Annotated in this window: 20 protein-coding genes; 4 read left to right on the top strand and 16 right to left on the bottom strand. The window is 33.9% G+C overall.

Annotation, left to right across the window (positions count from 1 at the left end; all coding sequences use genetic code 11):
• Nucleotides 1-208: 208 nt before the first annotated feature.
• The 6 genes from ACRBBL_RS09955 to ACRBBL_RS09930 form a co-directional block, all read right to left on the bottom strand.
• Nucleotides 209-976, bottom strand: coding sequence for an enoyl-CoA hydratase/isomerase family protein (locus ACRBBL_RS09955; RefSeq protein ID WP_431368894.1), 768 nt, complete (start codon nucleotides 974-976; stop codon nucleotides 209-211).
• 240 nt (nucleotides 977-1216) lie between these two features.
• Nucleotides 1217-2548 carry an MATE family efflux transporter gene (locus ACRBBL_RS09950; RefSeq protein WP_431368893.1) on the bottom strand — a complete coding sequence of 444 codons (1332 nt, stop codon included), beginning with the start codon at nucleotides 2546-2548 and terminating at the stop codon, nucleotides 1217-1219.
• Entirely contained in the window at nucleotides 2545-3054 is a 510-nt protein-coding gene (locus tag ACRBBL_RS09945; protein WP_431368892.1) for a GNAT family N-acetyltransferase, read from the bottom strand. Before ACRBBL_RS09945 ends, ACRBBL_RS09950 begins: the two co-directional genes overlap by 4 nt.
• A 6-nt stretch (nucleotides 3055-3060) precedes the next feature.
• A complete protein-coding gene (locus ACRBBL_RS09940; RefSeq protein ID WP_431368891.1) occupies nucleotides 3061-3591 on the bottom strand; it encodes a GNAT family N-acetyltransferase in 531 nt (176 codons plus the stop codon).
• A 39-nt stretch (nucleotides 3592-3630) separates the two neighbouring features.
• A complete protein-coding gene (locus ACRBBL_RS09935) occupies nucleotides 3631-4098 on the bottom strand; it encodes a hypothetical protein (RefSeq protein WP_431368890.1) in 468 nt (155 codons plus the stop codon).
• An 11-nt stretch (nucleotides 4099-4109) separates the two neighbouring features.
• Nucleotides 4110-4643, bottom strand: a complete 534-nt coding sequence (locus ACRBBL_RS09930) for a hypothetical protein (protein ID WP_431368889.1) — start codon at nucleotides 4641-4643, stop codon at nucleotides 4110-4112.
• Between the two features lie 240 nt (nucleotides 4644-4883).
• On the opposite strand from ACRBBL_RS09930, the gene ACRBBL_RS09925 reads away from it, so the two are divergent.
• The 3 genes from ACRBBL_RS09925 (at nucleotide 4884) to ACRBBL_RS09915 (ending at nucleotide 6189) form a co-directional block, all read left to right on the top strand.
• Nucleotides 4884-5678 (top strand): universal stress protein, encoded by a 795-nt coding sequence (locus ACRBBL_RS09925; protein WP_431368888.1) that lies wholly within the window; start codon nucleotides 4884-4886, stop codon nucleotides 5676-5678.
• Between the two features lie 147 nt (nucleotides 5679-5825).
• Complete coding sequence (locus ACRBBL_RS09920; protein ID WP_431368887.1) at nucleotides 5826-5999, top strand: hypothetical protein; 174 nt, start codon at nucleotides 5826-5828, stop codon at nucleotides 5997-5999.
• Nucleotides 6000-6018: 19 nt separating this feature from the next.
• Complete coding sequence (locus ACRBBL_RS09915) at nucleotides 6019-6189, top strand: hypothetical protein (RefSeq protein WP_431368886.1); 171 nt, start codon at nucleotides 6019-6021, stop codon at nucleotides 6187-6189.
• A 124-nt stretch (nucleotides 6190-6313) separates the two neighbouring features.
• On the opposite strand, the gene ACRBBL_RS09910 is transcribed toward ACRBBL_RS09915, so the two are convergent.
• From ACRBBL_RS09910 to ACRBBL_RS09870, 9 genes are all read right to left on the bottom strand, one after another.
• Nucleotides 6314-7162 (bottom strand): alpha/beta hydrolase family protein, encoded by an 849-nt coding sequence (locus tag ACRBBL_RS09910; RefSeq protein WP_431368885.1) that lies wholly within the window; start codon nucleotides 7160-7162, stop codon nucleotides 6314-6316.
• Between the two features lie 2 nt (nucleotides 7163-7164).
• Nucleotides 7165-9930, bottom strand: coding sequence for a PD-(D/E)XK nuclease family protein (locus ACRBBL_RS09905; RefSeq protein WP_431368884.1), 2766 nt, complete (start codon nucleotides 9928-9930; stop codon nucleotides 7165-7167).
• A gap of 74 nt (nucleotides 9931-10004) precedes the next feature.
• Nucleotides 10005-11375 carry an OmpA family protein gene (locus tag ACRBBL_RS09900; RefSeq protein ID WP_431368883.1) on the bottom strand — a complete coding sequence of 457 codons (1371 nt, stop codon included), beginning with the start codon at nucleotides 11373-11375 and terminating at the stop codon, nucleotides 10005-10007.
• Nucleotides 11376-11496: 121 nt separating this feature from the next.
• Nucleotides 11497-12690 (bottom strand): glycine C-acetyltransferase, encoded by a 1194-nt coding sequence (kbl, locus tag ACRBBL_RS09895; RefSeq protein ID WP_431368882.1) that lies wholly within the window; start codon nucleotides 12688-12690, stop codon nucleotides 11497-11499.
• 126 nt (nucleotides 12691-12816) lie between these two features.
• A complete protein-coding gene (locus ACRBBL_RS09890; protein WP_431368881.1) occupies nucleotides 12817-15963 on the bottom strand; it encodes a UvrD-helicase domain-containing protein in 3147 nt (1048 codons plus the stop codon).
• A gap of 112 nt (nucleotides 15964-16075) precedes the next feature.
• Nucleotides 16076-16387, bottom strand: coding sequence for a hypothetical protein (locus tag ACRBBL_RS09885; protein ID WP_431368880.1), 312 nt, complete (start codon nucleotides 16385-16387; stop codon nucleotides 16076-16078).
• Between the two features lie 217 nt (nucleotides 16388-16604).
• On the bottom strand, nucleotides 16605-16916 hold the full coding sequence (locus ACRBBL_RS09880) for a hypothetical protein (RefSeq protein WP_431368879.1): 312 nt from the start codon (nucleotides 16914-16916) through the stop codon (nucleotides 16605-16607).
• Nucleotides 16917-17131: 215 nt separating this feature from the next.
• Nucleotides 17132-17455 (bottom strand): hypothetical protein, encoded by a 324-nt coding sequence (locus ACRBBL_RS09875; RefSeq protein ID WP_431368878.1) that lies wholly within the window; start codon nucleotides 17453-17455, stop codon nucleotides 17132-17134.
• Between the two features lie 346 nt (nucleotides 17456-17801).
• Nucleotides 17802-19109, bottom strand: a complete 1308-nt coding sequence (locus tag ACRBBL_RS09870; RefSeq protein ID WP_431368877.1) for a T9SS type A sorting domain-containing protein — start codon at nucleotides 19107-19109, stop codon at nucleotides 17802-17804.
• Between the two features lie 321 nt (nucleotides 19110-19430).
• Between ACRBBL_RS09870 and ACRBBL_RS09865 the strand changes: the two genes are divergently transcribed.
• Nucleotides 19431-20039, top strand: a complete 609-nt coding sequence (locus ACRBBL_RS09865; RefSeq protein WP_431368876.1) for a superoxide dismutase — start codon at nucleotides 19431-19433, stop codon at nucleotides 20037-20039.
• A 355-nt stretch (nucleotides 20040-20394) separates the two neighbouring features.
• Here ACRBBL_RS09865 and ACRBBL_RS09860 read toward each other — a convergent pair whose 3' ends face one another.
• The gene (locus ACRBBL_RS09860; protein WP_431368875.1) at nucleotides 20395-22293 is read right to left on the bottom strand and encodes an amidophosphoribosyltransferase; all 1899 of its coding nucleotides are present in this window, start codon (nucleotides 22291-22293) and stop codon (nucleotides 20395-20397) included.
• Nucleotides 22294-22341 lie beyond the last annotated feature (48 nt).

The raw sequence follows: 22341 nt of genomic DNA, 5'->3' as shown, positions 1-22341 counted from the left end.
ATCAAATTTTATGCCTTACTTTTTGGTTTCAAAGTAGTTCTCGATACAATTTCCTATCTATCTCGACTGTGCTCGATATGATAGAAAATCACTCGAACAGACGTTTTGCAATTGCAATATAATGATGAGGTGCTGAGTCAAATTTAGTACAATATGGATTCTGCATCAGGTGCGGAATGACAAACAACTAACAACAAGAAACCAACAACTACTTTTTAAACTTCGCCAACGCACTTTTCGTAAAGTCAGATAAAACAAGTGTTCCCGAAAGTTCGGCACGTTCTGCTAAAAGTGTATCCCAGTTTTCGGTGTCTTCCCACAGTATTTTTTTCATGCCAGCTAAGGCATCTGGATTGTAGGAAGCAAGTTTTGCAGCAAAGAGTTCTATTTCTTTGTCTAATTCAGCTTGTGTTTCAAAGATTTTAGCAAACAAGCCTTTTTCTTTTGCCCAATATGCCGTTTTCCATTCGCTTGGTGCCAGACTTAATTCTGAGAATCCGGCTTTTCCAATTCGGTTTTGTACGGCTGGCGCAATTACAAAAGGACCAATTCCGATAGTTAATTCAGAGAGTTTGATAGAAGCTGCTTCGGTTGCCATGGCGTAATCACACGCAGAGATTAATCCAACACCGCCACCAACTGCTTTTCCTTGTACACGACCAATAATGAGTTTTCCACAAGTTCGCATCGCGTTAATGACATTGGCAAAACCACTAAAGAAGGTTTTTCCAGCTTCCAAATTATCAATAGCTACTAATTCATCAAAAGATGCACCAGCGCAAAATGCACGATCGCCTTCACTTTTAAGAATAATCACGTGTACAGCATCGTTTTCGGATAGTTTGTGCAATTCGCTCGTCAATCTATCTAACAATTCGCCAGGAAAAGAATTACTTGCTGGATGCCCAAATTCTATCGTTGCGATGTTGTTTTGAATGCTTGTGTATAAACTTCCGTTGCTTCGTGTTGTAGTCATGATGTTGTGATTTTGTGTTGCAAAAATAGAAAGATATTTTTAGTAGTGAGAATTTAGATATTAGTATTGAGATGTCTCAGTATTTAAAAGAAGATCTCGATACAATTTTCTTTCATTTCGACTGCGCTCTATGTGACAGAAAATCACTCGAACTGACGATCTAAAATAACGAACGAGAAACAAGTCTAAAAGGCAAAGCCGATTCTAACAGCAAAGCGAGTCTAAGTCAGTCTAAGAAGTCTAACTTTTCGTTTTCGGAACAAATTCTTTTCTAAAGAAGTAAATAAGCGGAAATCCACGTGCTATCATCCATAAGGTAAAAGCAATCCAAACAGCATATAGTTTTAAATCGAACCAATCTAACAAGAAAATAGTAGGAACAAATACGGCAAAGGTAGACACAAGCAATACGTTTCTTAACATTGCCATTTTCCCTAGTCCTTTAAACATTCCATCAAAGATAAAAGCAATGGCACAAATGGGTTGCATCGCCAATACAAGCCAAAAAACAGCATAGAATTCGTTTAAAACAGCAGTTTCTTTAGTGAAAATTCGCCCAATAGGGAAATATAAAATACCGCCAATAATTAGCATAACAAGACCAACAATAATGGCATAACGTATTAATCGTTGACTGAGTTTTACCAATTCGACATAGTTTTCTTCACCATAGAGTTTTCCAGATAAGATGTTTCCTGCACTCGAATATCCATCAATAATAAAAGCGCCAAAGAGCCAAATGTTTAGCAAAACAGTATACGCTGCATTATGAGCAGGACCGTATTTTGCTGCAAAAGAAATTCCGAAGTATAATGCCACATTTAAAGCAATGGTTCTAATGATTAAGTTGAGAATCATTACAGCAAGTTTGGGCAATTCGTTATGAATAGGCAAGGTGATTTTGAGTGGAATTTGCGTTTTTTTCAGTAAAAGAATAACTGATAATACAGCCATGAATCCTTGTGAAACTAGACTTGCATACGCAGCACCTTCTACATGCATGGCAGGAATAAACCCTTCTATTCCATAAACAAAAGCAAGATCTAATACAATATTTAGTAGTGTGCCAAGAATGGCAATTACCATTGGAATGTAGGTGTTTTGCAAACCTCTAAACACACCAAATATGGCAAAAGTGAGCAATGTAAACGGCAAACCAAAAATGCGAATTTGGAAGTATGCACTACTGTAGTCTAAAATGATGCCTTCTGCATTGTAAAAATGCATAATATACTCTGCAAAAGGATAACTTATACCAATGACCACAAAACTGATAAGAAGAATGATTCCTATGGCTTGTGCAGGCAAGGTTTTTATTTCTTCTAACTTGTTTGCGCCTAAGTATTGCGAAACTAATGAGGAGATTGCACTTCGAGTTTGTCCAAAAACCCATACCAACATTGAAATAAATGCACCTGCAATTCCGACAGCGGCTAAGGCTTCGGTTGCGTTTATGTCTACATTTCCAACAACTGCAGTATCTGTGATAGACAGTAAAGGTTCGGCAACTCCTGCAATTAACGCGGGAATAGCGAGTTTGTTAACTAGTGATGTGGTGACTTTTGTTTTCAAAGTATTCGTTCGTAACAATGAAAAGGATATACACTTTGCTTCGGAAAGTATATATCTTCCAGTTTTTTATAGCCACGAAGTTCGTAAAACTTTTGGTTTCTAGGGTTCTTACTAAACGTATCTAATCTTATAGAACGATAATTATTTTTTATAGCGTAGCTTTCTGCATATTGCATTAAAAATTGTGCATAGCCTTTTCCTTGTGCTTTTGGATGAACCGCCAATCGATGAATGTATATATTAGTTCCATCTGGCGTACCCCAATTTACAGATTTATATTCCTCATCCATCAAAGTAGAAATAACGACACAACCCATAATTTCATTCGCTTCTTGCAAAACGTAGAGTTCATTTCGAGTGATATCATGTTCAAATGCTTCCCGATTTGGATAGTTTTCATTCCATTGAAAAATTCCTTTTTGAATCATGAATGCTGCACAGGCTTTGGTGATCTGTATGAGTGCTTCAATGTCTTGAGAAGTTGCTTTGCGAATTTGTAAGTTCATGTGTTTTTATTGATTTTGTTGCAACCAGTTATTTTTTTCTAGCTCGTATCTTCTGTCTGTGCAGTTGTCTCGTTCGTTAAAAAATTCTTTTACACATTTCATGAATTTCTCTAAAATTTTTACGGAAGCAATGTTTGCAACATTAACATCTGCGGTAACTTTTTCTGTATGTAATGTGTTGAAATAAAAATTCAACATTCCTTTTGTTGTTTCTGTCCCGTAGCCATTTCCCCAAGCATTTGCTCGAAAGCGATATCCTAATTCTTCTTCATTATTTTCGTTTTTTAAAAATAAAGCAAGTCCAATTAACTCAGGATCGTCTTTTTTGAAGATTCCAAAAGCACATTTTTGTGTTTTTATATCGCTTAATACGATATTTAGGTTGTTATTGAATCTATCTGTTATTTGCTGTTCTGTGAATGCTTTTTGAGGAATTAACTCCAAAACTTTTGGGTCTGTAAATAGTTCAGCAAAATGTACTTTGTCTGTCTTTTCTAGGCTTTTAATTCGTAATCTTTCCGTTTCAAATAGGTTCATTTTTTTAGTTAAGTTACAACGGTTATATAATGAGTAATTTTATTCCGCCAAAAATTGATTCATTTCACTTGGCTTAGGGTATTTATTTTTCTGCCTGGCTATTAGTATTATTTCACCCAAATGAAAAGCTAAATGAGTACTTGAATCTTGAATTAGCTTCAATTTTTCGTCTATTTTTTCATCTGAAGCATCAAGTGTATCAATTTGGTTTTTAATTTGTTCTGTTTGATGTTGGAATTCGTTAATCTTTAATTCCCATTCATTCTTAGTATTCGGCTTCGATTCCGTGATCCAAGATTCAGATTCCTTAAAATCAATTGTAGCATGAATGTTTGCTATTTTTTGGATTTGAAATTCCCTCCATTTTAATAAATGATTCAGTGTTTGCCAAATCGTTTTAGAATGTCCTTCAATTAAAACGCCACTAATTTCTAACGGAATCGTTTCAAAAACCTTGAACGTATCGAATGCATTTTGGAAAATAAAATTGAAATTATGTTTGTTCATGCTCAAATTGCTTACCATTCTCTCCAAAGATCCGCAAGTCCTTCTCCGTCAGCATAGTTTTGAGGGTTCAGTCCAGAAGCGATTGTTATTTGGTCAATTAATTCACATAAATCTTCTCTTTCGCCAGTTTCGATTAAACCTTCAACGGAATTATCTAAGTTGTTTAATGAGTTCACTGCTTTTTTAAAAAGAGCTATTTTGTCTTTTTCATTTCCATGTTCACCTAGTTTAATAAGTTTGGAGATTAAATTGTCAAAAATAGCTTTAGCAGCATTGCAATTTTCTTCTGAGTATTGCTCCATTTCATATTCAAAAAATGCTTCTCTCCATGCTTTAAATGGGTATCCTTTTTTTGTTTGATTCAGTTTTTCTGAAAAAGGAAGATCGTTAGTATTACTGGTTGGTTGCTCAGCCTTAGTTTCTTGGTTTTTTTCCGTCTTCATGGTCGTCTTTAAAGGCTTCTCGCTCTTTTTTAGATTTGTGATGATATATACGATTCCGCAAACTACTAGGATTCCTATTAGTATGTATATGATGTTTTTCATTTTCTTTTGGTTGATTTTTTATGTATTGCATTTTCAGCTATTGTTAAAACTAAAATAAACTTCTAAAAGATCAAACTATTTTGAAGTTTAAAAAAACAGAAATATCATAATAGAATTAAAAAATGATTATTTTTGCAAAAATTTTAAGTTTATGGAATGCGCTGTAACGGTTAATTAGTTGTAAATTATGTGATTATTAGCAAATTCCATTCAACAAATACAATAAATAAAAGTAAAAAGATGAAACATATATTAGTTCCCATAGGAGAATCAGCAAATGCAGAGAATACTTTGCAGTATGCAATTGATTTTGCACAAGCAATGGACGCAAAGGTATTTGTATTTAGAGCATTTAAAGTACTTTCGAAAGCAGGAACTATTTTAAATGTTGATGAGATTGTTGGTCGTGAGACAACAAGCAAAGTGAAAGAAGTAGTAGAAAATGTAGACTTGAAAGGTGTAGATGTGTCTGTGATTTCTGCGAAAGGAAATGTAATAGATAGTATTAATTCAATTGATAAAGAACTCGGAATTGACCTTATTATTCTTGGGCCAAGAAGCAATTCAATTAAAGAAGAAATGTTTTTAGGAAACACTTCGGGAAGTATTGTAAAACAAACTGATATTTCTGTATTAGTGGTTCCTGAAGGATATACGTTTAAGCCTGTAAAAAAGGTGCTAACAGCTATAAAATCGGGCGTTATTAAGCGTAAAGAAGTATTGAATCCTTTGGAAGCTATTTTGGATACTTTTGGTGCAAAAATGCGTTTATTACAAGTCAAAACACCAAACTTTTTAGAAGAAGATTTAGAGTTTCATTCAGAATTAGCAGCAGTTACATCTGCGTATAAGAGTTCTGAAAATGCAACTTTATTTCAAGGTGTTTTGGAGCATTTAAATGAAAACACTCCTGATATGATTTGTGTATTTAGACGCAAACGCGGATTTTTCAAAAAACTTTGGGAACAAAACTCAATAAAGAAAATTGACTTTGAAAGTCGTTTGCCTTTATTAGTATTGAAAGGAACTGAATAAAAAAGAATTTTTTTAATATATAGAAAGCTGCTCAAAATATGTTTTGAGTAGCTTTTTTTATGTGTAAGTGTTTGATATTACGGGAATACCGTAAGTACTCAAGACTAGGTTTGTGTAACTTTAAAAAAGAAACCAAAACTTTATAGTATGAAAAAACGAAATTTAAAAAGCTTGAACCTACGTAAAAAAGTAATTAGTAGTTTAAAAGTTGAAGCATTAACAGGAAGACTTAAAAGAGCTACAGGCGATCCGTGTAGCGGAGATACAGCACCAATATACACATGTCATCCAGAAACTTGTAACCCTTCTGAACAACGATAAAATTTTAAACATTAAAAAGATGAAAAAACGAAATTTTAAAAACCTTGAACTAAACAAAAAAGTAATTAGTAGTCTAAAAATTGAAGCTATAAAAGGACAATTTAGAAGAGGCTCGGACAATGAAAATTGCAGCGGTGATACGGCGATTATATATACGTGTCATGAAAAATGTCATAACCAAGAAGAATAATTGTTATGCTAGAAAAATTAGAACAATACGAAGTTCAGCATGCTAATGAGATTAGCGGCGGACTCACTACGGTAGAATATATTATTATTTTATAAATAAAGAGAGCGAACTTCGGTTCGCTTTTTTAGTTTTTGATGAAATCTATTGTCGTTTCCACAACTTTTTCCAAATCATTTGGCAATTGAGTTTGTTTCCACGGATGTCGTGCGCCAAAAACATGGTCGGCATTTTCAATAAGATGAAGCTTGCTACTAGGATTCCATTGATGCAATTGTTTGGCTTCTTCCGCAGAAACGGCAGGATCGGTTGTTCCATGAATAATTAAATGCGGAATTTGTATATTTTTGGCTGCTCTTTCAATGTCTAAACGAGTTGCATTTGCTTGAAAATCTTCGAAAAACTGATAAAAATGTGGCATTTCTTGCTTCGTTCTTCCATTAATCACATGATAAACTCCTGAATTTTTCCAATCTTTCAATGCGTCTCCTTTCGGGAATCGTGATGCGTAATCTGAAACGCCAGCCCAAGAAATTACCTTTGAAACTTTGCTTTCCTCTGCTGCTTTTATTGTAACAATTCCGCCGCCGCGAGAATGTCCAATTACAGAAATGTATTGTGTGTTCGCTTCCGCAGAATATTCAAAGCTATTGCCAACTAGGGAATCAATCACGAATTGTAAATCGTTGAGTTCTTTTGTATAGTTGTTTTCTCCGAATGCTTCCAAATCTGGGAAATCGATCGGTTGTTCTATCGTTCCGCCATTGTGTGAAAAATTGAACTTCACAAAGAAACAATCCGCTTTAGCGAAAGCTTCTGCAACTAAATCCCAAGCGCCCCAATCTTTAAAACCTTTGTAACCATGACAAAAGATCACAATAGGCTTCTGCTGATGGTTCTTTTTAAAAAAGTAATCTATCAGTATGCTTTTATCGTTTTCGCGTGTTAAAACCTTGTTTTTAAGCTTTTGGATCATGATTATACTTCTTTTTCGGTGAATGGAATGTTCATATTGCAAATTTCAAGAATCAACTGTTTGAGTTCTACAACGAAATCGTCGAGTGTATCAAGAGTGATGACTTGATTTTTGTTGCGTGATCTCGCAGATTCTTTGGTCCCGAATTTTAAAAATCCGCTTTGTAAATTTTTAAAAGAAATAATTCCCGCTTCAGTTTCTTGTTGAAATGCTTGTTTTTGATAAATCATATATGCGTACGCCAATACTTGAAAACTTTTACTGAATTTATAATCTTGCGTAAGCAAATCCCAATCGACAATTTCGACATCGCCTTGCGATACTTTTCCTGTTTTATAATCAATAATGCGCATGACGCCATCGAGTTCGTCTACACGATCCACTTTTCCGCCAATATATACAGGGAAATCCAATTCTGGAATTTCAACTTTGGCTTTTAGTGTTTGTTCTATTTGTAGAATACGCAACGTTTTTCCACTTTTTAAAGTCTGCAATTCTTGTTGTAAAAAGTTGGTTACATAACGTTTGGCAACATTAAAAATGATGAGGTTTTTTCCTCTACGAATGTTACCTTCTCCATACGCTTTTTTAAAATTCTCCACTACAATTTCTTCCACATCTTTAAACATCGCTTTGATGTCTTCAGTAGTGACAATTTTGCCTTCAAACGGTTTGTACAATAACTCTAAGGTATCATGCACAACGGTTCCGAGTGTATTGGCAGCAACAGTTTCTTCAACCGCTTCATATTCGTTGATACCGAGTATTTTTTGGTAATAAAAATCAATCGGATTGCGAATATAGGAAGTCAGCGCAGAAGGCGAGAAGCCTTTGTTTGCAATATCTTTGATGCGTTTTAGCATCGTAGTTTCTTTTTGTACTTCTTGTAGTTGATATTCAATTTTTGGCACTTTCGGAATTACCACGTTTTGCGTTACCGTATGATTGGGCATTGCATAGGTTTCCAATTGCATTAAAAAACGACTTCGTTCGCCACCATTTAAACCATCGGCTTCGGTATTATATAATAAATACACGTTTTCGGCTCTGTGTAACAATCGATAGAAGTGATAGGTATAAATCGCATCTTTTTCTTTGTATGTTGGCAGATTGAACTGTTTTTTTAGATCGAACGGAATAAAGGAATTGTTGCTTTTTCCGGAAGGTAAAATTCCTTCGTTTACAGAGGAAAGAATCACGGTTTTAAAATCGAGCACACGTGTTTCTAACATTCCCATTAATTGCAATCCTTGTAAAGGTTCGCCTTTAAAATCGAGTGTTTCCGTACTGATAATTTCTTTATACAAAGCCAGTAAAGACTTAATATCTGTGATATAATTGTGTTGTTTGGTGAGCAATTGTAATTGATTGAAGACTTCGTTGAAACGGTATAAATATTCCAATGCTAATAAATGCTGCTCGCGGTTTTCAACCAATTTAGCTTTCAAACTACGAATAAGCGTGACACAGTTTTGAATAGCAAGTTTTGGTTTATCATTCCAATACGTAAACAACAGTTTGGCAATTTCCTGAACGTTCTTTGGAAAGCGTTCTACAATTACCTCTGTACTAACATAAATAATATTATTCGACTGAATGTATTGAATTATGTCTGCCGCCAAATTTTTATCCTTTAGCTGAAATAGCGGACGTAAATTTGTATCAGACAATACATTGATAATGTTTTTATAGTAAAATGTATCGTTTCGGTGATGTTCCTGGAGCAAGTATAAATTATTGAACGTCGTTGCGAGTGGAATGTCTTTTAGCGGAAATCCCATCGTAATATTGAGTCGTTCTATTTCTTGCGGAAGCGAATTTAAACACGGAATTAACAGTTGCTCATCGCCAAGTACTACAGCAACATCTTGAAGCGTTTCATCTTCTTGTTGTAGTGTTTCAAGAATTTCTCCAATGTATTTGGCTTGAGTAACGTTTTTAGGAACTCCAATGATTTCAATATTTTTATTGGCTGAAAAATTATCAGCAATCCAAGAGAAATTGTGTTTTTCAAAGTAATTCCACTCGTATCTATGGCGACGTAAAAACAGACTTGCATCGTGTTCTGGATCGTCAAAAAAGATGTGATCTGTATCCCATAAAATTTCAGCTAAACCAACTTCTAGAAATTCTTGTATAATTTTTTCTTCGGCAGTATTTAAAGCGTTGAAACCAATAAAGTAGTGCTTCTTATCTTCATTTTTCTGCAAATAGAACTCCAAACTATCTACAGCTTCTCGATACACCAATCCTTGATAGGCAATTCCTTTTTGGGTAATTTTTTCGGTTAATGCGTCGTAATACTCTTGAAGTTTATTCCAAAATGTCAAATAGTTTTTGACTAAGGTTGTTGGTTCTTTTTCTAGTGACCAATGATTGATTTCTTGAATGGCTCCTAAATAATTGAAAATGTCTTTCTGAGAAATTAAATAACGATCAATTTCATTAAAATCCTGTAATAATATTTGTGCCCATTTTGAAAAGGAATCAAAAGGTTCTTGCGCATCTTTTGGTGTGAGTTCTTTATAAACGGTATAAAACTCGAAAAGTAATTCGGTATTGCTGACTGAAGTATATCCTGAAATTTCTTCTACCAATTCTTCAATGCTAAGAATATTTGGTGCAAAGGAAGTTTGTTGAATTTGTTGTGAGAGTTCGTGCTTTAAGAAGACACCAGCTCTTTTACTAGGCAATACCAAGGTAATATTGCTAATATTGGTATTGTTTTCTAAAATGTAATTGACAACATGAGAAAGAAATGACTTCATGTTGTAAAAATAAAAAAACGCCTCGATATATCGAGGCGTTTCTTATGAAGTTATTTTGGAATCTAAATTAAATATTATTTATTTAATTTGATCTCTACTCTTCTGTTTTGTGCTCTACCTTTTCTGTTCTTGTTAGAAGCAATTGGATCAGATTCTCCGTATCCAACAGCAGTAAATTTGTTATTTACTTTACTTTCTAAGTAAGTCTTAACTGCATTAGCTCTCTTTTCAGATAATTTTTGGTTTAACTTTTCAGATCCTACACTGTCAGTGTGACCACCAATAGTAAATGATTCTTTAGGGAAACCTTTGATTAACTCAGCAATCTTGTCTAAGATAGCATACGTTTCAGCTTTGAAAGAATCTTTTCCAGAGTTGAAGTATACAGTTCTAGCTAAGTTATCTAAAACAGTGATTTCAGTTTCAGTCATTCTAGCGATTGGAGGACATCCGTCGTTCTCAGCAACACCAGCAACTTCTGGACATCTATCATCTTTGTCTAAGATTCCGTCACCGTCTTTGTCAGTCCATGGGCATCCTTTGTTTGCAGATGGTCCAGCTTCGTTAGGACAGTTATCTTTAGCGTCAGTGATTCCATCAGAATCAGCATCAGGACATCCGTTCATTGCTTTAGAACCAGCAACTTCTGGACAGTCATCCTTACCATCAGCGATTCCATCACCGTCAGTATCAGGACATCCGTTTAAAGCAGCTAAACCTGCAGTATCAGGACAGTCATCTTTACTATCTTCGATTCCGTCACCGTCAGTATCAGGACATCCGTTGAATTCAGGTAAACCTTTTACGTCTGGACAAGCATCGTCTTTGTCATATATTCCATCATCATCAGAATCTTTTCCTCCGAATTTGATTGCAATACCAACTAAGTGTTGGAAATGAGGAGCTAAATAGTCCTCGAAAGAGTGCTTATAAGTTGTTTGGTAGTTTAAAGCGATGTTTTCAGTAAACCAGTAGTTAAGACCTAAACCAGCGTTAACAGTACCAGCTCCGATATCATCTACCCATGTGTAACCTCCACCAACTTCAATATAAGGATCAAATTTCCCAAAGTTGTAAAGTTCGTTGAAGTTGTACTTGATAAGTGCGTCAAATCCGTAGTAAGTTAAATCTTCTACTTTTTGCTCTCCGTACTTCTCAATTCTGTTAACAGAACCTCTTGCTCCTACAGAAAATCCGTCTCCAACATATTTAGAAACGCTAATTGCTGAAAGTGTTGGTAGGATGTTATAGTGATCTCCGATGTTGAAATATTCGTCAAACCACTTTCCTGTAATACCCGCTGCTTCCATATCATTCGTTGGATAGAAATCAACAGCATTAACGCTAACGTTAATTTGCCATGGGTTATTTGAGTCTTGAGCTTTTACGTTGCTGAATCCTACTACAAGCAACAAAGCAACTAAAAATCTGCTAAGATGTTTCATGTTTTAATTATTTAATTTTAAGTGTTAATTAAAGGACAAATGTAAGTTGTTAATACTTATTAACAAAGACAAATATATTAATTTTTTTAGAAAACATTAAGAAATATGAATATTTAAGCTTTTAAATGACATTTAATTCTTTTCCAATTTCTGTAAATGCAGCAATGGCTTTGTCTAAATGCTCTTTGGTATGTGCTGCCGATAGCTGAACTCGTATTCTTGCTTTTTCCTTAGGAACAACAGGATAGAAGAATCCAATTACATAAATTCCCTTTTCCAATAACTTATCGGCCATTATTTGCGATAGCTTAGCATCGTACAACATTACAGGTACAATTGCCGAGTCACCATCTACAATATCAAAACCAGCACTTTTAATACCTTTTTTGAAATAATCTGTATTGTCAGATAGTTTGTCACGTAAAGTAGTATCGTTTTCTAACATTTCAAATACTTTGATAGATGCACCAACAATTGCTGGAGCTAGTGAGTTAGAAAATAAATACGGTCGTGAACGTTGACGTAATATTTCAATGATTTCTTTTTTTCCTGTAGTGTATCCGCCCATAGCGCCACCCATAGCTTTCCCTAGTGTTCCTGTAATGATGTCAATTCTGCCCATTACATTTTTTTCTTCTAAGGTTCCACGTCCAGTTTCACCAATAAAACCTGTAGCATGACATTCATCGATCATAATCAAAGCGTCATACTTTTCTGCTAATACTGCAATTTCATCTAGTGGAGCTACCAATCCATCCATAGAAAATACGCCATCGGTTACAATGATTTTAAATCGTGCACCATCAGCATTTGCTTGTTGCAATTGCTTTTCTAAATCGGCCATGTCGTTGTTTTGATAGCGATAACGTGCTGCTTTACACAAACGAACACCATCAATAATTGACGCGTGATTTAGTGAATCGGAAATAATTGCATCTTCTTTCGTTAATAAAGGTTCAAAAACACCACCATTCGCATCAAAAGCCGCTGCGTACAAAATGGTATCTTCTGTACCGTAATAACTAGCAATTTTTTCTTCCAATGTTTTATGAATATCTTGCGTTCCACATATAAAACGTACTGAAGACATTCCAAACCCGTGCGTATCCATCGTGTCTTTTGCTGCCTGAATTACTTCTGGATGCGAAGACAATCCTAAGTAGTTATTCGCACAAAAATTAATCACAGTTTCCCCAGTGTTTATGGTGATTTCTGCTCCTTGTGCTGATGTGATAACGCGCTCTTTTTTATAAAGACCAGCTTCTTTTATATCTTCAAGTTCTTTTTGTAAGTGTTGTTGAATACTTCCGTACATGCTTATTTAGGTTTTTGCAAAAATAGTTACGATTTTTGAGTTAACCATAGTATCTTTTGAATTTACCGCAATTAAATACTCTTTTGAGTCTTGTTTTTTGTGATAAATTCAATATAGACACCGATATTACACATATTTAACAATTATTTGTTCGTTAATGTATAGCAATATTTTTTGGGTGACTACAAAGCCCATTTCCGCTAAAGTATCGGAATATTCATAAATTTTTTCAACATAACGTGGATCGTGCATACCCGTTTTATAGTCAATAATTGTGGTTTCGTTGTTTGTATTGACTACAATTCGATCGGGACGTAGAATTTTTCCAGCTTTCGAAATGATGTCTTTTTCGTTATAAACCGTATTGTCTTGATCAAAGTGTATAATGATTTCAGGATGATTTACTACATGATAAATGCTTCCCTGTAGTTTTTCGCGCTGTTGCTCGTCAATAATTCCCTTGCTAATGTATTCGTCTAACACAAAATCAATGTCTGAAGGATATTTTATTTGCGCCAATATATCATGAATTAAATTTCCTTTTTCAATAGCAGCTTCTTGCGATGTGTCCCATAACAAACCTTGTTTGGTCATTAAATGCAAGTTGTGATCTTCTTTGGCAGTGCTGATAAATTTTTCCTGTACTATTGTCTTTATTTCGTCTGAGTTGTTCGCTTCCGCTAGATTTTCCTCAGAATTACCAAATGTATACGTGGAAAGTTCATCATTCCATAGTTCCTTTGTTTTTAGATAGTTGATAAATAAGCCTGAAAATGTCTGCAAACGTTCATTTCCTTTACTATCTACGTCTTTTTTGGTAATCACATGCAATTGCTGCACAGGTCTCGTAAAAGCTACATAGAGAATATTGAAGTTATCCAATTCCAATTGCGATTGTCGTGCTTCATACAAGGTTTCGCCCAATTCGCCATATTCTTTAACCGTACTATTTAAGTTTAAATAGGCTTCTTCAAAACCGTTAAAATCATCTTTATTGATAGGAAACCAGAGTTTCGGCTCCAATTCTTTGTAAATATCTGTATTGGCAAACGGAAAGATCACTACAGGAAATTCCAAACCTTTCGATTTGTGAATGGTCATAATTTGCACAGCATTTTCTGAACCAGAAGCCATAATGCTTATGTGATTCTTTTTCTTTTCCCAATGTTCTAAGAAACCAGCAAAACCTAATTGTTTCTTTTGTGTGTATTCCAATACAAAATCTAGGAAAAACTGAATGTACGCGTCAGATTCATCAGTGAGTTGAAACGCACGCACGCAATATTCTACGGCTTCATACAACGATAATTGCAAGAAATAAGTAAAATCGAAATCAAAGTCAGTCAAGGCTTCAAACAATGCTTCAGGTTCCAGCATTACGTATGCTTTTAAGAACTCATGTGTTTGGGAAATTTGTAATTTATCTGTTGCCAAATAATTTAATAAATGCAACTTGACTTCATTGTTTTTGGGTTGAATTGCCAAACGCAATACATCATTAATAAACTGAACTGCTCGCGAGCGTTTGATCAATAAAGTTTCTGATGAAATGATAGGAATTTCATGTTTTGAAAGCGCATCTGCAATAGCAATTCCTTCGTTTTTTCTGCGTGTTAGCACACAAATATCTTTATAATCGAATCCTTTTTGTAGTGTTTCTTGGATTTGAGCCACTACTTTTTCAGGAATAATTTCAAACTCTTCTTCTACCGTTTTTGCTTCTATAAAATCGAAAGACACCAAACCACCTTTTTTGTCGTTTGCCAACTGTGTGCTGCCATTTTTATAAATATCTGCAAATTCCTCTTGATGAAAAAACTGTGAAATATGCTGAAAGAAACCATTGTTAAATTTGATGATTTCGTCATAACTGCGATAGTTTTTAGGTAGATTTTTAGGTGCTTTTTCCACAAAAAACGGATTTACCTCTTTGTTCAATCCAATAAATTGTTCAGCTTTTCCACCACGCCAGCGATAAATAGATTGTTTTGCATCACCTACAATGGTTAATGAACCACCTTTTGTACTCAAAGATTCGGTTTGCAGCTTATTTGAAATCAGTGGAATTAAGTTTTCCCATTGCATTTCGGACGTATCTTGAAATTCGTCAATAAAGTAATGCTTGTATTTTTCACCTAAACGTTCATAAATAAATGGCGCAGGTTCATCTTTAATGGTTTCGCTTATTAATGTATTAAATTCGGAAATCAACAATAAATTTTGTTCATCTTTAATAGTTTCTAGCTCGTGCTGAATGGCATTTAGTACAGAAAGTGGCGTTGCATTTTTATAAAAATTCTTCAAGAAACTCAACTCATACACATTTTCTTTACAACTGTGATAGAGTTCGGTTAATTGTGGCAATAAACTATCAATCGTTGCAGCTTTGGTAGGATCTAGTGTTTTTTTATACACATTTCCATTGGCTAAACTGTCGGCTAGTTTGTTTCCATACAGACTTTTTTCATTAAAATCTGAATCTGTAATTTTTTTAAAATGATTGGGCAGCGTTTTGCGTAGAAAATCATCAAACTCCAGTCCTGCATTTTCAATCAGTTCTAAAACCATTGTTCCAGCTTTTGAAAGTTCTTTGGAAGTTATGCCGATCTTCTTTTTAAGCAATTCTTTTAATTCGCTAAAATCTTCAAGTGTTTTATGTTTTAGCTTCCGTAGATGCGGTTTTTCGTTTTCATTCAATAGTAATTTTGCAATCTTATTTAAATCAAACGCAATGTCCCAACTTTTATCGTCGTCTGCTTTTTCGAGTGCATACGCTATTAAAACATCTGAAATGAGTTTGTCTTCACCAGCTTTTGAGATCAATTGGTCTACAGCTTCATTTAATAAAGCATCCGTGTCGAGTTCCACTTCAAAATTCAGCGGAAGCTTTAAATCGTAAGCAAATGTTCTAATGACACTATGCGTGAATTTATCTATCGTAGCAACTTCAAAAAAAGCATAATTGTGTAAAATACTTTTTAGAACTTCTTTAGCTTTTTGCTGTAATTGCGCTGGATGCAGTTTTAAATCTTCAGCCAATTCCACAAACATGGGCGAATTTTTGGCAGTTTCATCAAAAGAAAAAGCATTTAAATTCTCAATAATACGTGCTTTCATTTCGGCAACAGCCTTATTCGTAAAAGTAACCGCTAAAATTTGCTTGTACGTATCTTTTTGAACAGAAGAAAGTAAAATGCGCAAATAGTCTTTAACGAGTGTATACGTTTTTCCCGATCCTGCGGAAGCATTATAGATAATAAAAGGTGTAGACACGAAAGAGGTTTTATAGGTATTTACAAAGATAGTTTAAAAAATGAAGTTGATGGAAAACAAAAAATCCAGCTTCGTTACAAAGCTGGATTTCTTTTATTATAGAAATGTGTTTTTAGCATACATATCCTGGACAAGAAATACCTCCAGAAGGGTTGCAATCATTAGTTCCGCAATTATTAGTTCCACAACCGTTTGTAGGACAGTTTACAGAGCAATTTGCAAAGGTGTAGTTGTTACAGTTAGTGTAATTTGTACAATTTACTGTAAGACCGCAACCTTCAATACAAGTTTCTGCAATAGATAAGTCAATTGGTTCGCACCCAAATGCTAAAGATCTAATACCTCCCACAATACCGTCTTTACTAAAGTTGGATACTTGTGATTTCTTTAACTGTAATTTCTTGATTAAATTCTTTTTTTTCATGATTTAAAAATTTTGTGGTTAAACATTATTATTTCATAGTTTCAAGTGGTTAATTCTTAACTATGTGCATAAAGAAACAAAAAGTATTTCAAAAAAACATGTATCAATTTGTAGTATTTTATTTTTTAAGATGTAAATTTTTTAGAGTAGAAGCGGTAGGTATTGAATTGGTTATAAAAAAGAAAGCCAATCTTTCGATTGACTTTCCTTGAATATTTTAGCAGCTAAAGTTAGCACAAGATGGTTCTCCAGAGTTTCCTCCAGTTCCACCTGTACCGCCAGTTCCTCCAGTTCCACAATCATCGGAAGGACAATTGTAAACAGTACAATTTAAGAACGATATGTCATTACATGTTCTAAACTGTGTGCATGTATCAGTTAAGTTACATACTACATTGCATGTTTCTATTGCCGATAAGTCAATTGGTCCGCACCCAAACCTAGATCCTCCAACAATTTGATCTTTGTTGAAGTTAGAAACTTGACTTTTCTTTAACTGTAACTTTTTGATTAGATTCTTTTTTTTCATGATTTAAAAATTTTGTGGTTAAATATTTTTATTTGATAGTTTCAAGTGGTTAATTTTCAACTATGTATATAAAGAAACGAAAAGTATTTCAAAAAAGTACGTATCAATTTGTAGTATTTTGTTTTTTAAGATGTGAGTGTATTAGAGTGGAAGTAGTATATATTGAATTGATTGTAAAAAGAAAGCCAATCTTCCGATTGACTTTCCTTGAATATTTAGCAGCTAAAGTTAGCACAAGATGGTTCTCCAGAGTTTCCTCCAGTTCCACCTGTACCTCCAGTTCCGCCTGTGCCACCAGTTCCTCCAGTTCCACAATTGTTCTGTGAACAGTTGGCAAATGTATATTGATTGCAATCTGTATAATTAGTACATGTTACTGTTAAGTCACAATCTGCAACGCAAGTTTCAGCAATCGATAAGTCAATTGGACCACAAAAAACTTTAAAGCTTCTAAGTCCGCCGACAACTCCATCTTTGTTAAAGTTAGAAACCTGAGTTTTCTTTAACTGTAACTTTTTAATTAAATTCTTTTTTTTCATAATTTAAAAATTTTATATAGTTAACATTTACTACTAAGAGTATCAATTGGTTAAAATGTTACCCATTAGTAACTAAACGAGAAGCATTTTAAAAGTAGATGCTTCAATTTGTAATATTTTTATTTTTTAATATCTAAGTCTATTAAAATAGAAGAAGTACGTATTGATTTTTTGCTAAGTTGGATGCTTGCGTTTTTTTAATTGTAACTTCTTGATTAGATTCTTTTTTTTCATGATTTAAAATTTTTAGTTAAATATTATACACGTAAGATTATCAATTTGTTAATGCAGTATTCTTTGTGCTGAAAATTAAAGTGGTTTTAAAAATGATGTGCTCGTAATTAATTTAGTCAACTATGATTTTTTTGACGATGGTTTGTTTGCCTGTTTTAAAATGAGCAAAGTATATTCCTTTTACTAATTTGCTTGTTCCATTCCATATAAATGTGTTTTCTCTTTTTGGTATTACTTGTTGTGTAAATGATGTGATTTTATGTCCAGAAAAGTTATATATCACTATTGTTACTTCTGTTATTTCTAAAGTGTTTATTGTAAAATTTACAATTCCTTTTGTTGGGTTTGGAGCAATTGAAATTGTGTTCAGTTTTTCTTTTTCTAATTCAGATCCGCCATAACAAAGCGTTTCTTCTGATGTTGTTGCAGATGTTCCATTATTGCATATTGCTTGAACTTTCCATAAGAAACATTTTGTTGAAAATGATGGAGGAATTGTATATGAATTTGTAAATATTTGAACAGGAGAATGCATCGTAATGCCTTTGCATGAACAACTAACCTCTGATTGTGCAGGCGAAAATACAAGATAACTAGTTGCTCCAATAACAGGATCCCATGACAATACATTACCATTAGCCTGTAAATTTTTTGGAGGTGTCGCTTCTTCACAAGTACTACAATCAGTTATGATTTTAAAGATTTTTTGTAGAGAAGTATTGCCGCATGTTGTTCCGTCGGAAAGTGAGAATGTTATTCTATATTCATAATTTGGTATAAAATAATCCGGAAACTGTGCATTTGTAAATTCATCATTTAGAAGTACACTTATTGTATATGGTGGGAACCAGTCGATTTCTTGATAATCAGAAAAAACACCTACAATTCCAATTCCAACAAACCGTCTTTCAATGCTTATTTTGTAAAATCCTTCTCCTTGTGATCCAAGCGGATTTAAAAATATCTCATCTTTGTCACAAAATATAGCACGTTCCATTCCAACATGATCTTCTAATGTAAACTGTGTAATTCCTTGAAAATATTGTGGAACCGCCATTCTTGTTTCTTCAAAAACTCCATTTGCTTCTTTTTTTACACTATGGCTTATGAAATAATATTTTTGAGAATCTACTATAAATATAGCATTGGAATTTCCAGATTGATATTGACTAGATGCCACTACATCATCTAAAGAAGTAGAACCCTGAACAGTTGTTTCGTATAATGTCCATTTGTAATCTTGAGGACCATTATCTACAATGTGAGATATAACAGTTAATAAATAGTTATTGTTTGAGCAGTTATAACCTACAATATCGAACTCTGGATCGTTTATTTGAATAGAATTATTTGTGTTTGAAGAATTTCCAATAAAGTTAAGTATCAAAAATAAAACTAGAGAGAATACCTGTTTTTTCATGAGCATATAAATTTTAAAAAATGTTTTTATTGAAGTGAATATTGTTTGTTTAAAGCTTCACTTTTTTGGCAATCATATGCTAAAACTATTAAAAGAGCTACGCATAAAAAACAGAAGTATTTGTCAATAGATATAATGACAATGTTAATTAAAAACTATTATGCATTGTGTTATTGTAAAAGACCTATTCGCTTTCATTACAAATAGATTAACTCTATGTAGGGATTGTGATAATCTGTTTCAATCGTTTTATTATGTCGCCATAGATGATTAAATTTGTACGTAATAAGAACAAATGTTTAACTAAATAAAACAATCATAATGGCTTTTGAATTACCGAAATTACCTTATGCATACGATGCTCTAGAACCAAATATTGATGCTAGAACGATGGAAATCCACCATTCAAAACATCATAATGGATATACAAATAAATTAAATGCAGCGATTGAAGGAACTGATTTAGAAGGGAAATCAATTGAAGATATATTAACGAACTTAGATATGAACAATGCTGGAGTTCGTAACAATGGAGGTGGATTTTACAATCACAGCCTTTTCTGGGAAGTAATGAACCCAGAAGGTAGAGGATATCTTTCAGGGGAATTAAAAGATGCTATTGAAGCTGCTTATGGTTCTAAAGATGCATTTATTGAAGCTTTTAGCAAGGCAGCTGCTACGCAGTTTGGATCTGGTTGGGCTTGGCTTTGTGTACACAAAGGAGGAAAAGTAGAAGTATGTTCTACACCAAATCAAGACAATCCGCTAATGCCAGGTGTCACTTGTGGAGGAACACCAATCTTAGGATTAGACGTATGGGAACACGCATATTATTTAAACTATCAAAACAGACGCCCAGATTATATCAAAGCATTTTTTAATGTAATTAACTGGAATGAAGTTGAGAGACGTTATGCAGAAAACAAATAAGAAGTAAAAGAACTTCTGTAAAATAGAAAAGGCGAACAGCAATGTTCGTCTTTTTTTTATGGAATTCAGTTTTTAAAGTTTCTAAATAGCGGAAACAAGTCTAAAATTTCACTTTAGCGCATAAAAAAAGGTGGAATAAACCACCTTTTTTTGCCCCAAATCTTACCATGAACTTAACCTACTTATGCTATGGCATTGCTAATGTAAGTAGACTCGTTAAAACAGCACTAATAAATCAGATCAAATACCTTTTTTTTAGACTAAGTGTATAATTTAACTTTTATTTAAGATTCCAATACTGACATTGGAAAATTTCTTACAAAGAAAAACGCTTTTTTTATTGAGTTTCAAAAACTTAGTATGCGCGCTCTTTGTTGCCTTCATAAAAATTAATAAACGCTTTGTTCACTACACGATTTCCTCCGTCGGTAGGATAATTTCCTGTAAAATACCAATCACCTAAATTGTTTGGGCATGCTTTATTTAAGTTGGCTACTTTTTGGAAAATTACATTCACTTCTGCGTTTACTGTATCGGTTTTGATAAGTTCACTTATTTTTTCTGATATTTCTTCGTCTGTAAAAGGATCGTAAATTTCTTTTACAAAATTTTGAACATCAATATCTTTTAAATTTTCTTGCAGTTTGCACTTGTTATATACTTCTTCTACCAAATCGTATTGATTGCGATCTTTTAATAGAGATAGAGCAGCTCTAAATGCTATTAGGTCCTCCATACGTGCCATATCGATACCATAACAATCTGGATAACGAATTTGTGGCGCAGATGATACAACTACAATTTTCTTCGGATGCAAACGATCCATCATTTTAATGATACTCTTTTTCAATGTAGTTCCACGTACAATACTATCATCAATAATGACCAAATTGTCTTCTGGTTGTATTACACCGTATGTTACGTCGTATACGTGTGCTACCAAATCATCACGACTGCTATCTTCAGTAATAAACGTTCGTAATTTTACATCTTTGATGGCAATTTTTTCTACACGTGGTCTTTCGGATAGAATTTCACGTACTTTTTCAGCAGATAATGAACGTTGTCCATTTAAAATTTCGTTGGTTTTACGTTCGTTCAAGTACTCTTCTACGGCTTCTGTAAGACCAAAGAAAGAAGTTTCTGCTGTATTTGGAATAAATGAAAATACGGTATTTCTAATATCATCATCAATTGCCTTTAATACTTTAGGAAGCAATAACTTCCCAAGGTTTTTACGCTCTTGATAGATTTCTGCGTCGCTTCCACGAGAAAAATAAATACGCTCAAAAGAACATGCTTTGCGCTCTAAAGGAGCTAAAATTTCTTTACTCTTAACGGTTCCATCTTTTTTGATGATTAATGCATTTCCTGGATCAATTTCTTGTACATCATCAAAATCTACATTGAATACAGTTTGAATCACAGGACGTTCTGATGCAACCACTACAATTTCATCATCTTTGTAATAATATGCTGGGCGAATTCCCGCTGGATCCCTCAATACAAAAGCATCTCCATGACCTAGCAATCCTGCCATTGCATAACCACCATCCCAATCTTTTGCAGATCTTTTTAAAATTTTAGCAATATTTAAACGCTCTGCAATCAGCGGAGAAGCTTCTTGCTTGTTATAACCTTCTGCTTTAAGCTTTTTGTATAATTTAGCGACTGCATCATCCAAAAAGTGACCAATTTTTTCCATAATAGTAATGGTATCGGCTTTTTCTTTTGGATGCTGTCCAAGTTCAATTAGTTTTTCAAAAAGCTGATTTACATTGGTCATGTTAAAGTTTCCAGCAACAATCAGGTTACGATGCATCCAGTTGTTTTGTCTTAAAAACGGATGCACACTTTCAATACTATTTTTTCCAAAAGTACCGTAACGTACATGTCCTAAAAACAATTCTCCCAAATATGGTAGCTCTGCTTTTTGACGTGCCACATTATCATTTAATGCTGGAGTTTCATCCATAATAGCATTAATGCGTTCATTTACTTGTGCAAAAATATCTTGAATAGGCTGCTGTTGATTGGAACGAACTCTACTGATGTAACGTTCACCTGGCTTTGTATCGAGTTTAATACTCGCCAATCCAGCACCATCTTGTCCTCTGTTGTGTTGTTTTTCCATTAGTAAATACATCTTATTGATTCCATAAAATGCAGTACCATATTTTTCTTTATAGTACTCTAATGGCTTTAATAGCCTTAAAAGTGCAATACCGCACTCGTGTTTCAAAGCGTCACTCATTGTTGTAGTTTGTTGTGTTGTTGTTGCTTATTGTGACAAAAAAAAGCG

This window comes from Kordia sp. (assembly GCF_050633145.1).
Lineage (GTDB): Bacteria > Bacteroidota > Bacteroidia > Flavobacteriales > Flavobacteriaceae > Kordia.
Note: the sequence above shows the minus strand (reverse complement) of the source record. Positions and strands in the feature narration are given on the sequence as shown.

Excerpts from the sequence above, each read along its gene's own strand:
- ACRBBL_RS09925 (WP_431368888.1), top strand. The coding sequence starts at position 4,884 with ATGAAACATATATTAGTTCCCATAGGAGAATCAGCAAATGCAGAGAAT.
- ACRBBL_RS09935 (WP_431368890.1), bottom strand. The coding sequence starts at position 4,098 with ATGAACAAACATAATTTCAATTTTATTTTCCAAAATGCATTCGATACG.
- ACRBBL_RS09900 (WP_431368883.1), bottom strand. The coding sequence starts at position 11,375 with ATGAAACATCTTAGCAGATTTTTAGTTGCTTTGTTGCTTGTAGTAGGA.
- kbl (WP_431368882.1), bottom strand. The coding sequence starts at position 12,690 with ATGTACGGAAGTATTCAACAACACTTACAAAAAGAACTTGAAGATATA.
- ACRBBL_RS09910 (WP_431368885.1), bottom strand. The coding sequence starts at position 7,162 with ATGATCCAAAAGCTTAAAAACAAGGTTTTAACACGCGAAAACGATAAA.
- ACRBBL_RS09905 (WP_431368884.1), bottom strand. The coding sequence starts at position 9,930 with ATGAAGTCATTTCTTTCTCATGTTGTCAATTACATTTTAGAAAACAAT.
- ACRBBL_RS09915 (WP_431368886.1), top strand. The coding sequence starts at position 6,019 with ATGAAAAAACGAAATTTTAAAAACCTTGAACTAAACAAAAAAGTAATT.
- ACRBBL_RS09955 (WP_431368894.1), bottom strand. The coding sequence starts at position 976 with ATGACTACAACACGAAGCAACGGAAGTTTATACACAAGCATTCAAAAC.
- ACRBBL_RS09860 (WP_431368875.1), bottom strand. The coding sequence starts at position 22,293 with ATGAGTGACGCTTTGAAACACGAGTGCGGTATTGCACTTTTAAGGCTA.
- ACRBBL_RS09940 (WP_431368891.1), bottom strand. The coding sequence starts at position 3,591 with ATGAACCTATTTGAAACGGAAAGATTACGAATTAAAAGCCTAGAAAAG.
- ACRBBL_RS09920 (WP_431368887.1), top strand. The coding sequence starts at position 5,826 with ATGAAAAAACGAAATTTAAAAAGCTTGAACCTACGTAAAAAAGTAATT.
- ACRBBL_RS09945 (WP_431368892.1), bottom strand. The coding sequence starts at position 3,054 with ATGAACTTACAAATTCGCAAAGCAACTTCTCAAGACATTGAAGCACTC.
- ACRBBL_RS09885 (WP_431368880.1), bottom strand. The coding sequence starts at position 16,387 with ATGAAAAAAAAGAATTTAATCAAGAAATTACAGTTAAAGAAATCACAA.
- ACRBBL_RS09880 (WP_431368879.1), bottom strand. The coding sequence starts at position 16,916 with ATGAAAAAAAAGAATCTAATCAAAAAGTTACAGTTAAAGAAAAGTCAA.
- ACRBBL_RS09875 (WP_431368878.1), bottom strand. The coding sequence starts at position 17,455 with ATGAAAAAAAAGAATTTAATTAAAAAGTTACAGTTAAAGAAAACTCAG.
- ACRBBL_RS09870 (WP_431368877.1), bottom strand. The coding sequence starts at position 19,109 with ATGAAAAAACAGGTATTCTCTCTAGTTTTATTTTTGATACTTAACTTT.
- ACRBBL_RS09865 (WP_431368876.1), top strand. The coding sequence starts at position 19,431 with ATGGCTTTTGAATTACCGAAATTACCTTATGCATACGATGCTCTAGAA.
- ACRBBL_RS09930 (WP_431368889.1), bottom strand. The coding sequence starts at position 4,643 with ATGAAAAACATCATATACATACTAATAGGAATCCTAGTAGTTTGCGGA.